This is a genomic window from Neobacillus terrae (assembly GCF_011393025.1).
Taxonomy (GTDB): domain Bacteria; phylum Bacillota; class Bacilli; order Bacillales; family Cytobacillaceae; genus Neobacillus_A; species Neobacillus_A terrae.
In genome coordinates, this window is the sequence record NZ_JAAOEO010000012.1 from 1 (window position 1) to 12,251 (window position 12,251).

A 12,251-nucleotide genomic window follows, 5' to 3' on the forward strand; every position below is an offset into this window, starting at 1 on the left:
TGAATCTATTAAAGACTTTGTACTCCTCTTTTTCTAGTTGTTTGTCCTCAAGAGGCCTTATTAAAGACATTTACCCACTCTTTTTCTAACAGTTTGTCCTCAATAAGGCATATTAACGCCATTGCCTCCCAATTCTTTTTGATATTGAATTTATTGAAGACTTTGTACTCCTCTTTTTCTAGTTGTTTGTCCTCAAGAGGCTTTATTAAAGACATTTACCCACTCATGTTCTAACAGTTTGTCCTCAATAATGATTTTTAATGGCATAGCGTTCCTTCTTTTCTATCAATTATAAAGGTTAAAGACATCGTACACCTCTTTTTCTATTATTTTGTTCTCTTAAGAACATAGCTCTTGCTGTTGCTATTAGTTTGTCCTTAATGAAACAGCTAAATCTCTCAAGATAATTAACCTGTTTGTGCAAGACTTCTATATGAAATCTTAACCTAGTTTCCTTCCCAAGCACATCGGCTTGTTTTATCTTTTTTTTCTAGGGTAAATAAGAAGCATCACTTTAAAAGGAGGAAACAACCATGAATGACGATCAAACAAAAGGTACTTTCGATAAACTTAAAGGTGATATGAAAGAGGGCTTAGGTAAGCTATCAGGGAATGAATCAATGGAAGCTGAGGGTAAGGTAGACCAGGCTAAAGGTTCTATCCAGGGAAAATACGGTGATACTAAAGAAAAACTCGCAGATAAATTTAACGATGCTGTTGATAGAAACCGATAATTAAATACCAATGTCCAAGGAGCAAATCACTCGATTTGCTCCTTTTTTTATCTTTTTCCAAATTTTTCCTAAGAAATGGGAAAAATGCCAAAAATAAATTGTTTTTACCATTGACAAACGGGGAAAGTGATAGATGTAAGCAAGATTAACCAAAATTTATAAAACATATCGGAGGAATGACAAATGAGTAAAAAAGTATTAGGCGTTTATAATTCTAGTGATGAAGTGATTTCAGCTATCGAAAAATACCGCAATCAGGGATATTCAGTAAGCGACATGTCAATCGTATCTAATTCCAATGATTTCCCTTCTTCTCTTCAATATAAAACGGGGGTTTCTACCGAGGATATCGATGATACAAACGGAACTCGTGAGCACAAGGGATTCCTGGACAGCCTAGTTTCAGCGTTTGAAGGCAATACCAATACAGGCGAAGGAACATCTTACTACGATCACTTTGTTGGTTTTGGTATTGACGACGCTGCGGCACGTGAGTATGAGAACGATATTAATTCTGGTCGTATCATACTTCTAGGCGACACCAATGCTGGGAACTTTACAGACACTACTTCTGAAACCGTTCCTGGTACAGCCGCAGGTGCTTTCACTGGAACAACTTCTCTTGACCGGACAGGCCTTGAGTCAGACACTCTCGATACGGACGAAGAGCGCTTCCTAAAGCTTCGTGAAGAGCAGCTGGATGTTTCTAAAGAACGCGTCCAAACTGGCGAGGTTGAGGTCCACAAAAATGTGGTAGAAGAGCAAAAGAGAGTCAATGTCCCAGTTGAACGTGAGGAAGTGTATGTCGAAAGACGTGCTGTTGATGGAAATGATCTAGATACTACTCCAGTGGGTGATGATGAAACCATCCGCGTTCCAATTGTTGAAGAAAAAGTTGAAGTAACGAAAAAACCAGTCGTTACTGAGGAGCTTGTTATCGGTAAGAAGAAAGTTACTGATACCGAGCAGGTAGTTGAAAATGTTAAGCGTGAGGAAGCTAGGATAGAAGGTGACGGAACTGAGGTGGATGATACCACTCTTGATCGCAACCGTCTTGATAATGACCGCTTCTAACTTAAAAAATAAAAGGCTGCCACCCGGCAGCCTTTTCTCTATTCTAATACGCTTTAGCCCAGTATACCATCTTCTCTGCCCCTTTTCCGCAGCAGAAACATGTCTCGGATACCTTTTCCTGTTCAAATGGCATGCAGCGTGAAGTGGCGCCTGTTTCCTCTTTGATTTTGTCCTCACATGCTCGGTCTCCGCACCACATTGCTTTTACAAAGCCAGGCTTCTGTTCAAGACTGGCTTTTAATTCATCGATGTCCTTAGCTATGCTAGTATTTTCCTCGCGGTGTGCCTTTGCACGATTATAAAGATTGGACTGAATTTCCACAAGCAGCAAGGTAATTCTCTCTCCCAGCTCAGCTAATGGAACGACTACCTTTTCCAAAGTATCCCTGCGGACTAAAACTACTTGTTCTTTTTCGATATCCTTTGGCCCTACTTCAAGCCTTAAGGGAACGCCCTTCATTTCATATTCGTTAAACTTCCACCCAGGCATTTTATCGCTTGCGTCAATATTAACTCTTGCTATCTTTGCCAGATTCTTTTTCAAATCATAAGCAAAATCAAGAACGCCATCTTTATGCTGGGCAATAGGGACAATCATGACCTGAATTGGAGCCGCTTTTGGAGGAATGACCAAGCCTCTGTCATCACCATGAACCATGATCATTGCACCGATTACGCGGGTTGTGAATCCCCATGAGGTTTGCTGAACATGCTGCAGCTTGCCTTCCTTATCTGAAAATTGTATTCCAAAGGCCTTGGCAAAGCCGTCACCAAGATGGTGCGATGTGCCAGTCTGCAGTGCTTTGCCATCATGCATAAGGCTCTCAATGGTATAAGTAAACTTGGCGCCTGCAAACTTTTCCTTTTCCGTTTTTTGACCCTTAACCACTGGAATCGCCAGTATATTTTCACAAACATCCGCATATACGTTCAGCATTTTAACGGTTTCTTCAAGAGCTTCCTCGTCAGTAGCATGGCATGTATGGCCTTCCTGCCATAAAAACTCAAGTGTTCTTAAGAATGGCCTTGTGGTTTTTTCCCATCTCACTACATTCGCCCATTGGTTGTACAACTTTGGAAGATCTCTGTATGAATGGATGATGTTTTTATAATGCTCACAAAATAGCACTTCCGATGTTGGACGGACAACCAGCCGCTCAGCAAGTTCCTCTGATCCTCCATGTGTAACCCATGCTACTTCAGGAGCGAATCCCTCAACATGATCCTTCTCTTTTTGCAAAAGGCTCTCAGGTATAAATAAAGGCATGTAGACATTTTCATGTCCTGTTTCCTTAATCCGTGCATCTAGTTCGTTCTTGATGTTATCCCAAAGCGCATAACCATAAGGACGGATAATCATAGAACCACGAACGCTCGAATAATCGATTAAATCAGCTTTTGTCACAACATCGGTGTACCATTGGGCGAAGTCCTCTTCCATCCCCGTAATATTTTTTACAAACTCCTTAGCCAAGTGACTCACTCCGTTTCTTTTAAAAAAAAAATAAAAAAGCCCCGCTCTACAATAGGGACCAAAAATGGCGGTACCACCCTAATTTGCAAAGCAAAGCTTAACACTCTCGAATACGATAACGGATTTTAACCCGCACAGACCTTCACTTTCGTCCGGTCCGGAACTCAGGGGCAGGTTCAAAAGTCTGTCAGTAGAAGCCTTGCACCGTTCAGCTTCCTCTCTGGAAATAACACGCATCATTTTACTAATCCCCATCAGCGTTTCAATATGATTATTTTTCCAAAATTATATGTTAATGCAAAATGTTTGTCAAATTGTCTTAAAAAAATTATCTTTTCCTCCTGTTTATATAGTCTTCGTGATAGCTTTTATGCGTATAACTGTTATTTTTAGCAGCATAGACTGTTCCTATCGTGACAAGCACGCTGCTAAGGAGGAATCCAAGAGCATAGCCAGCTTTATGAAAACCAAGTATAAAGGAAAGTATGGTTGCAGCAATTAATACTAACAAAAACCAAAACCAAAAGTTTCTCAAAGACTATGTCCCCCCTTATTCTAACGACTGTAGAAATGTTTTAAGCTCATTTAAATCATATGTAGAGTACACAACTGATTTTTGATCAAAAACAAAGAAGACGGGTGTTTTACTAAATGAGAGATCAGGCTGGCTTTTTTTCATATTTTCCAGGTCACCGCCCATTCTATTATTTTTTTTCGCATTTATTTCAGCGGTTTCAATTTTTTCTTTAAAAATTCTATAAGTTGGTTTAAGTTATTAGTTTCAAATATGATTTTTTTCTGGTCAAAAACAAAATAGGCCGGCACTTCAGTAATTGGAAGATCTGGCTGCTGTTTCTTTAAATCTTCCAGTGTACCTCCCCAACTGCTCATTTTATCCAGTTTCATAGCTAAGTTATGGGGGAGTTTAGTAATCGTACTATCAGGAGAATTACCGGGCAGTAGTTCTAGAACCGTGTACTTCCGTTTTCCCCACGGTAAAAATTGCTGATAAGAAACTTTTTGGCCAATATTAATCCGTGTAATATAAGTTGCATTTTCTTTTCCCCACTCCGCTTTTATGACAAAAACGAAACTCCATGGGAAATTAGGCACATCAATAGAGAGTCCCTTTTTTGAATTAACCTTCTCATTCGTTTGGGTATTCCAAACTTCAATTCTCACTTTATCTGGCTTTTTTGGGAACTTTACGTGCAGTTGCTGGAATGGATTTACCTTTGGTGTAGGTACTGGTATATCATACACAGCCTGGGAAAGTTCTTTACTTTTTTTAACCGTACCGTGCCAGGAATAGCTGGCGAAGGCATATTTAAGGTTAGTGTCACCTACACTAATGAAAGGTTTTGGGGGTTTTTCGTGTTTATAGGAATTCCATTGGTCAAAGGCGATTAGGACGACTAGAGCCACTGAAAGTCCAATAACCCATTCGATGATTCTTCTTTTAATATCTCATCCCCCCTAAAGGAGATTGTACCATTTATTTACATAAAACTATTAATTTTCCACAAAAAAAACAGTCCCAAAATGGAACTGGTTTTACCTTAAGACCTTGCGGCAGCAGTGCCTTTATTTTTAGAAAGGAGATATAAATAGTACAAGATAGAAAATCCGACGGAGCAGGCGGCGGTAATGTATATACTTCTATATCCAAGCATATGGCCGATTTGCCCAAAGACCATGGCGCCGACTCCGATTCCGAGGTCAAAAAACGAAAAGAATGTGGCTGTAGCCATTCCCCTTCTGTTAGGAGCTGAATTTTCTATCGACCATGCTTGTAAGGCTGGCTGGACAGAACCAAATCCTAAACCATATAAAACGCCTGCTGCGAAGAGGACCGGGTTGTTTTGAAGCCACGCGAGCAAAAGCATTGCGCATAAAATCAACAATGCACCAGGGATAAAAACGGCTTTATGTCCCCTTCTGTCATAGAGCTTCCCAGCGAAGGTCCGTGTCACCATTAGTGCGGCAGCATAAAAAAGGAAATACCATTGAATCCCGCTAATATGTTTTTGAGCTGTATAGAGTGGCAGAAATGAAGCAATTCCTCCAAAGGTTACTGTCATAAAAAATAATAAGAATGAAGGCTGAAGGGCGCCCTTTTCGTAAAGATCGAGTTTAACTGCCGCCCTTGTTTTGTTTGGTATAGCCTCAATTTTTTTAAATTTAATACGTGATGATAGCAATAAAGCCATTAATCCTAAACCCGCGCTTATTAAAAATAATTGCATAAAACTTAAAACGCCTGAAAGAATTAATCCAAGTGAAGGCCCAAATGCAAGTGCCAGATTACCTGAGAGGCCGTAATACCCCATGCCCTCTCCTCTTCTGCTTGCTGGAATCAAATCAGTTGCAATGGTACCCGAAGCGGTTGTCGAGAATCCCCAGCCCAAACCCTGCAGTACCCTTAAAGCAAACAAAAAAAAGATCGATGCCGCAAAACCAAAGGAACCAACAGTTAAAACAAAAATGGTCAATCCAGTTAAATATACGAAAGCTCTTCCCTTTGTCTCAAGTGCATGGCCGACGTATGGACGGATTAGCAAAGCAGAAAAAGTAAATATTCCTACTACAAATCCAATCAGCTGGTCATTCCCCCCGAGACTTTCAACAAAAAGCGGAATGGTTGGAAGAGTCATTTGAAATCCGAGGAAAATGAAAAAGTTGGCCAGGCATATTAGAATAAAGTCTCGGGTCCAGATTTTCTCCTTCACTTCACCAGAATGGGGGCTTTCTTTTAATAATGGCTGATTCATCCGTTTCGCCCTCTTTTCATTTATAATCGTATATTTTACAGGAACTTAGTTATCGTTTCTATAGAAATGTTTCGGATTCCGCAATTTACTATCAACAAATTTATTTACGATTTTTAAGTTTATATATTCGATATTTCTTTAAAGAATTTAACTATTTTATCTTTCATTGCAAGATTTGTCGGAACTCCATTTTTAGAAGGCCGGACTCCGTTTTGAAGATCATTAATGGTTAAGCCGAAACTCATTTGCAGATGAGGATAGTCCTTGAACTTTGCCCAATCGCCGCCCCATTCAAATCCTAGATTTTTGGCTATTTCCACAACTTCCTTCCAGTCACTTTTGCTATTTCCGTTTCCGTCATAATCCATATCCCAGATTAATTGTTCTCCTCCAGGTGCGGCAAGAGCGAAATCAATAGCAAGCCCGTAATTATGATAGGATTCTCCGCCCCTGGCATTAGTAACCACATTTCCATCAGATGAACGCCCTTGGGCATAAAGAGCATTCTGATCTTTGGCGCTTCGGAAATCATCTGTAATTACAACCCGAATCCCTTTTCGGGCTGCTTCATTTACAAGCTGTTTTGACTTGGCTTCTACTAAATCATTCAGCTTGGTTGGCATTGGTACTTTTTTGGTGGGCTGAGTTTCGAGGGAATTGAAAATAAACAAAATCGGAACAATAAGGAAGAGCAAGGTGACGAGCCATTTTCCTTTTTTGTTTAATTTCATTCTTATCATCCCTTTCTTCCTTATATTAAATATCGGTTATATTTCACCAAGAAAAAGGACCCTGAAACCAGGATCCGCAACTGTTATTCTATTAAAATACCATTTTTCCGCAAAAAAGACTATTAAAAGTCATAGCTCTTCATGATTTTACCTGCAATAAGTCGATATCCGTCGTCATCTAAATGAAGAGAATCACTGAAGTATTGTTTCTTATTCTTTCCCTTAAATAATTCATTGGTCGGGATATATTTTACATTCTCATGAGAAATAGCCAGCTTTTGAATTGATTGATTCCAATCATCAATATATTTCTCGATATGATGTCCTTCTGGATATGGATTGTAAAGTCCTAGTAAAATGACAGGTGCATTTTTATTCGCTGTTTGAAGAATCTTTAAAATAGCATTCATATTGTCCAGATAATCTTTCTTGGCCGCCTTAATTTTTTCAGGATGAAGCTTGGACAAGTCCCCCCCATTACTATGGATAAGGTCATTGGTTCCAATGAAAACAATAAAATAATCAGTCTCGTTTAAATGGTCTGCTGTTTTTATGTTCGCCAATTCCTTGAGAACTCCTGATGACTCCCGGTTCACTACACCATAATTTAGAATCTGGTAGTCAGTACCTTGATGTTTCTTATTTAATTCCCTTTGAAGCTGGCCAACATACCCCTGTTCCTTTCTATCGCCTTTTCCGTATGTTAAAGAATCTCCAAATGCCATTATTGTTTTTTGATTTCCTTTGGCTTCGGTATGATCAAAAAAAGTAACGTACGAATATACTCCGACAGTGATGGCCACCAGCAGAGCCAAGATAGTAAATATTTTTTTCATACTAATTCCTCTCCCGTTGTTTACAATTGTGTGAAATAATAATTTATACCCACTTTTATAAGAAACTACCCAATAAAAAGAAGTTTTAAAATTCTTACAAAGGGCATTCAAAGTTATTGTGGTATAATCTTCAACAAAATACATATGTGCGCAGGTGATGGACGTTGGTTAAAGAAGAAGTACAGTTAAAGAAAAACATAGGATTTATGGTAGCAGCTTCGCTTGTCGTAGGAACCGTGATCGGCTCGGGTATTTTTATGAAGCCAGGAGTCGTCATCTCTTCCACAGGTAATTCCACTCTTGCCTTATGGGCATGGGTTATTGGCGGTATTATTACCCTTGCAAGCGGACTGACCATTGCAGAAGTAAGTGTGAAAATCCCAAGAACTGGAGGATTATACGCCTATGTTGAGGAAGTTTATGGAAGCATGTGGGGCTTTTTATGCGGATGGATTCAGACTCTAATTTACGGTCCGGCTGTTATAGGTGCCCTTGGCCTTTACTTTGGAGAATTAGTGGCAGGCATGTTCGGCTTACCGCAAAGCAGTAAGATTATCATTGGTATTATTACAGTTATCTTCCTTTTTATTTTTAATATGCTTGGAACGCAGTATGGCGGTCTAATTCAGAGCGTGTCAACTGTGGCAAAATTAATACCCATTGCCATGATTGCCGTTTTTGGTTTGGCAAAAGGACATTCCCCTATTTTTAATATGAGCAGCGGTAGTACAGAAACGCTGGGAATGGGAGCAGCAGTACTTGCTACTCTTTGGGCATATGATGGCTGGATGAATGTAGGATTTATGGCAGGAGAAATGAAAAATCCTGCTAAAACTTTACCAAGAGCGATTATAACTGGAATCTTGATCGTAATGGCAGCTTATTTGGGTGTTAACTTTGCTATGCTGCATGTACTGCCAGCAGAAAAAATTGTTGAGTTAGGACCAAATGCTTCAAAAGAAGCGGCCAATATCCTTTTTGGATCAACAGGCGGTAAGCTGATTGCAGTGGGAATCTTAATCTCTATTTTTGGATGCCTTAATGGTAAAATCCTTACTTTCCCTCGTATTCCACTGGCCATGGCACAAGAAGGACATCTGCCGGCTGGAAAATATTTATCTCATATCAGCCCAAGGTTTAAGACACCAATACGTGTTACCTTTATGGAAATAGTGATTGCGATTATGATGATGCTGGCTGGAAATCCGGACAGGCTCTCTGATATCGCCATATTTTCAGTGTTTTTATTTTACGGACTAGCTTTCTTTGCAGTTTTCCTATTAAGAAAGACACACAAAAGTGTAGGTACTTATAAAGTGCCTCTATACCCTTTAACACCAATACTTGCAATACTCGGAGCTATTTATATATTGGGAAGTACTATTATGAAAACTCCCCTTGATACCTTTATTTCAATCGTTATAACCTTAATCGGACTTCCTGTCTATAAGATTTTGCAAAAGAATAGGCAGAAGTCCACTGGATAACGATGGCCACTAGATGATGGCCGCTGCACCTATGATTAAGGTCCATTTAGTTGAAAGCTATCACCGATTTTCCAAAGCAAGCAGAAAAGCTGCCAGACAATTTGTAATGGCAGCTTTTTTATGCGAATTTATTTATTAAATTTTCAAAATATTATAAAATATAATTATAAACTTTATATTTCAATTTCATATAATAATCTACAGAGTAATTTTCATTTTCCTCTGCCCATTAATCAATAAGGTTCTATTAACAATAAAAAAGAGGGTGATGTAATGTATTTTCATTTATTGATGACCGTCTTGGCATGGGTAACAGCCCTGACTTATCCTGGTCTATCGGATACATTCATAGCCACACTTGCAATTATGGGATTTGTCGCTTTTCTGCTTTTCTTAAAAGAAGCTCATGTATTTTTGAATCATCAATTTCTTATTCAGGCGGAAGAGGCTGAAGCGAAAGCGAGGCCGCTGTTGGCATCCTTTAAAGGAAGTTATGTATGTATCCGCGATGAGATATCGCCGTTTTCGGATGAATTTTACTGTATTGTTTTTTCCAACGGAGAGATCGAGATTCCTTTGTTTTGCAGAAGTATAAAAGTAATCCAAAAAGCAACTCAATCAAGCGGAGAATTAATGGTTTATTACAACGATTATATTCTTGTTGATGTAGAGGAAATTGCAGAAATGGCCCCCTCTATGGATGAAGATAAAAAACCAGCTGCTTTTAATTAAGCAGCTGGTTCTTTCATTGTTATTTTTTTATTTTTGTCTTGATCATTTGATTATGCTGTTCCATCTGGGTTAGCAGCTGATTCAAAAGCTTCGCAGCCTGCTGCTGATCATTGTTTTTGACCGCTTTTTTCAAATCACGGTATGTTTGAAAATGTGCTCTTTTTTGCTTATGGAACTCTTTTCTTTTTTCCTTAAGCTTTTCCTTGAATTCAGCTTGTGTTATTTTACCTTCCTCAAGCTGTTTTTTAAGCTCCTGCTTTTCATTCTTCCTAGCCTTCATCCAGGCTTCCCGCTTTGCAGCAAACTCTGGGCTCATTATTTTCTGATGCAGACTTTTACGCTCTGCAATTACCTGGTTCCACTTATCCTTTTGTTCAGGAGTGTATTTTTCCACCCAGGACAATAACTGCTGCTCACGCTTCTGCATCTTTGCTTTACAATCTGCCTTGTCCATATGGCGGCCATGATGAGCATGAGTTTTCGGATTGTCATTTGTACTATTTTCCTGAACCATTCCCTTTGCAGCCGCTACTCCTGGAACCGCTAAAGAAAGAACCATCAAGCCTGTAATTATTTGTTTTTTCATGCATTGTTCACCTCCTTAAATAATTAGTATGGGTAAAAATTGTGAACAAAAATGAAACACTCTGGGAAGATTTCTGTATTTTTCCATCGGAGCAGCCTCCTTAAATATATTTCCCTAAACGAAAAAATTATTTACAAAATCGACAAATATTTTTTAAAAGAGGTACTTGAGATATTTCTATAAATATCGTAATCTAAATATAGAAAGAGAATGTGAATCATTTCACATAGTATATAATCTTATTTTTTAATTCGATCATGTGAATAACTTCACAAGGATAGGTATTGGGGGAAATAAAGATGAATAAACCAAAAGTGTTCATATTAGGTGCTGGATACGGCGGTCTTGTAACTGGTACTAAATTAGAGAAAATTTTAAAATCCGGAGAAGCGGATGTTACTATAGTGAATAAACATGATTACCATTATATCACTACTCAGCTTCATAAAATCGGTGCTGGAACCGCAACAGACACTAAAGTGGCTCTTCCTATATCCGAGCTGATTGATCCATCAAAAACAAATTTTAAGAAAGCAATGGTTTCTTCCATTAATTCTTCTAGCCGGAGAGTTACGCTAGATACAGGAGAAGTTCTGGAATATGATTATCTCCTTATCGCGCTTGGTTTCGAGGTTGAAACCTATGGGATACCTGGGATTAAGGAACATGCCTTCCAAATCCGCAGCTTCAGGAGCACAAAAGCCATCTATCATCAAATTCATAAACAACTTGCATTATATAAAGAGGACCTGGATCCTTCCCGTCTTACCTTTGTGGTCGCAGGAGGCGGTTTTACAGGTGTAGAAATGCTTGGTGAACTGGCTGAAGGGATTCCAGCTCTTTGCCAAAACTATGATATCCCATCAGACCTTATTAAAATTATTGCGGTTGAAGCAGCTCCAAGTGTCCTGCCTTTCTTTGAAGAAGAATCAATTGATTATACCAATAGAGTGCTTGAAAAGTTCAATATCGATATCCGCACTGGAGCAAAAATACTTGAATGCACACCTAAAATGATCACGCTTGAAAACAATGTTGAAATTCCAACTCGTACTGTTATCTGGTCATGCGGGGTAAAAGCAAACAGTATTATTCAGGACTGTGGCCTGCCAATTGAAAAAGTTAAGCTTCCTGTAGATTCTATGCTTCGGGTTCAAGGAATGGAAAATGTATTTTGTATCGGAGACTGCGCATTATTTATGAAGGATGAAAAAAGTGCTCTTCCTCCTACTGCACAGGTAGCCTTACAGGAAGCAAGTGTTTGCGCAGAAAACATTGCTGCGTCCATTCGTAAGAGCCCATTGAAATTGTTTGAATACCATCACAAAGGTTCTGTTGCTTCCATTGGAAATTTGGCTGCTGTAGGCAAAGTTGGAAAGTTCCGTTTATCCGGATTGTTTGCAGCCTTTATGAAGAAGGTAATTGAAGCCCGCTACTTATTTATCCTTGGCGGCCCTGCTCTTATTCTAAAGCAGAACCTGAATTTAAAACATGGATCAGTTAAACTGGCTGCAAAAAACTAATCGAGTTCTATGGGCTTGTCCCATTAAACTATATATCAAAAGGCGTAATCGCCCGTTAAGCGGGGTAGGGCATTTGAAGAAAGGGTAAGGGCCGCCACGTCCTGTGGCAACGCCTTTCTGACTCGCATCCTGCGAGCCTCCGCTTCGACTGAGATAATGGAAACACGAAGAGCATAGCGCTTCGATGTTGACTTTTCGTAGGGAGAAGTAGGTTGGCCTCTAGCTGGATCAAGTATCACCTTAAAGTCATACTTGATACAAGATACTCAGGAAGCTTATTCTGAGTAGAAAACTCGCTGGGCG

The 12,251-nt window shown here is 39.3% G+C and carries 12 protein-coding genes and 1 other annotated feature; of the genes, 5 read left to right on the forward strand and 7 right to left on the reverse strand.

The genetic code is table 11. The features are described 5' to 3' along the window. Positions 1-533: 533 nt before the first annotated feature. Together G8761_RS16810 and G8761_RS16815 are read left to right on the forward strand one after the other, a co-directional pair. Positions 534-734, forward strand: a complete 201-nt coding sequence (locus G8761_RS16810; RefSeq protein ID WP_166028755.1) for a CsbD family protein — start codon at positions 534-536, stop codon at positions 732-734. 183 nt (positions 735-917) lie between these two features. Beyond that, entirely contained in the window at positions 918-1,808 is an 891-nt protein-coding gene (locus G8761_RS16815) for a YsnF/AvaK domain-containing protein (RefSeq protein ID WP_166028757.1), read from the forward strand. 43 nt (positions 1,809-1,851) lie between these two features. Here G8761_RS16815 and proS read toward each other — a convergent pair whose 3' ends face one another. From proS to G8761_RS16845, 6 genes are all read right to left on the reverse strand, one after another. After that, positions 1,852-3,249: a proline--tRNA ligase gene (proS, locus tag G8761_RS16820; protein ID WP_275940713.1), complete on the reverse strand. Its 1,398-nt coding sequence runs from the start codon at positions 3,247-3,249 to the stop codon at positions 1,852-1,854. Positions 3,250-3,332: 83 nt separating this feature from the next. Then, positions 3,333-3,549: a binding site (T-box leader), on the reverse strand. A 61-nt stretch (positions 3,550-3,610) separates the two neighbouring features. Continuing rightward, entirely contained in the window at positions 3,611-3,817 is a 207-nt protein-coding gene (locus G8761_RS16825; protein WP_166028761.1) for a hypothetical protein, read from the reverse strand. Between the two features lie 185 nt (positions 3,818-4,002). Beyond that, complete coding sequence (locus tag G8761_RS16830) at positions 4,003-4,707, reverse strand: hypothetical protein (protein WP_166028763.1); 705 nt, start codon at positions 4,705-4,707, stop codon at positions 4,003-4,005. A gap of 134 nt (positions 4,708-4,841) precedes the next feature. Continuing rightward, positions 4,842-6,053, reverse strand: coding sequence for an MFS transporter (locus tag G8761_RS16835; RefSeq protein WP_166028765.1), 1,212 nt, complete (start codon positions 6,051-6,053; stop codon positions 4,842-4,844). 119 nt (positions 6,054-6,172) lie between these two features. Then, positions 6,173-6,784 (reverse strand): M15 family metallopeptidase, encoded by a 612-nt coding sequence (locus G8761_RS16840; RefSeq protein ID WP_166028767.1) that lies wholly within the window; start codon positions 6,782-6,784, stop codon positions 6,173-6,175. A gap of 122 nt (positions 6,785-6,906) precedes the next feature. Continuing rightward, positions 6,907-7,620, reverse strand: a complete 714-nt coding sequence (locus tag G8761_RS16845; protein ID WP_243450060.1) for a DUF459 domain-containing protein — start codon at positions 7,618-7,620, stop codon at positions 6,907-6,909. Positions 7,621-7,826: 206 nt separating this feature from the next. Here G8761_RS16845 and G8761_RS16850 point away from each other — a divergent pair, with 206 nt between their 5' ends. Then, the gene (locus G8761_RS16850) at positions 7,827-9,107 is read left to right on the forward strand and encodes an APC family permease (RefSeq protein WP_166028942.1); all 1,281 of its coding nucleotides are present in this window, start codon (positions 7,827-7,829) and stop codon (positions 9,105-9,107) included. A 273-nt stretch (positions 9,108-9,380) separates the two neighbouring features. Continuing rightward, the gene (locus G8761_RS16855) at positions 9,381-9,839 is read left to right on the forward strand and encodes a hypothetical protein (protein ID WP_166028772.1); all 459 of its coding nucleotides are present in this window, start codon (positions 9,381-9,383) and stop codon (positions 9,837-9,839) included. A gap of 19 nt (positions 9,840-9,858) precedes the next feature. On the opposite strand, the gene G8761_RS16860 is transcribed toward G8761_RS16855, so the two are convergent. Further along, positions 9,859-10,425, reverse strand: coding sequence for a hypothetical protein (locus tag G8761_RS16860; protein WP_166028774.1), 567 nt, complete (start codon positions 10,423-10,425; stop codon positions 9,859-9,861). Positions 10,426-10,724: 299 nt separating this feature from the next. Between G8761_RS16860 and G8761_RS16865 the strand changes: the two genes are divergently transcribed. After that, on the forward strand, positions 10,725-11,948 hold the full coding sequence (locus G8761_RS16865; protein WP_166028776.1) for an NAD(P)/FAD-dependent oxidoreductase: 1,224 nt from the start codon (positions 10,725-10,727) through the stop codon (positions 11,946-11,948). Positions 11,949-12,251: the final 303 nt, after the last annotated feature.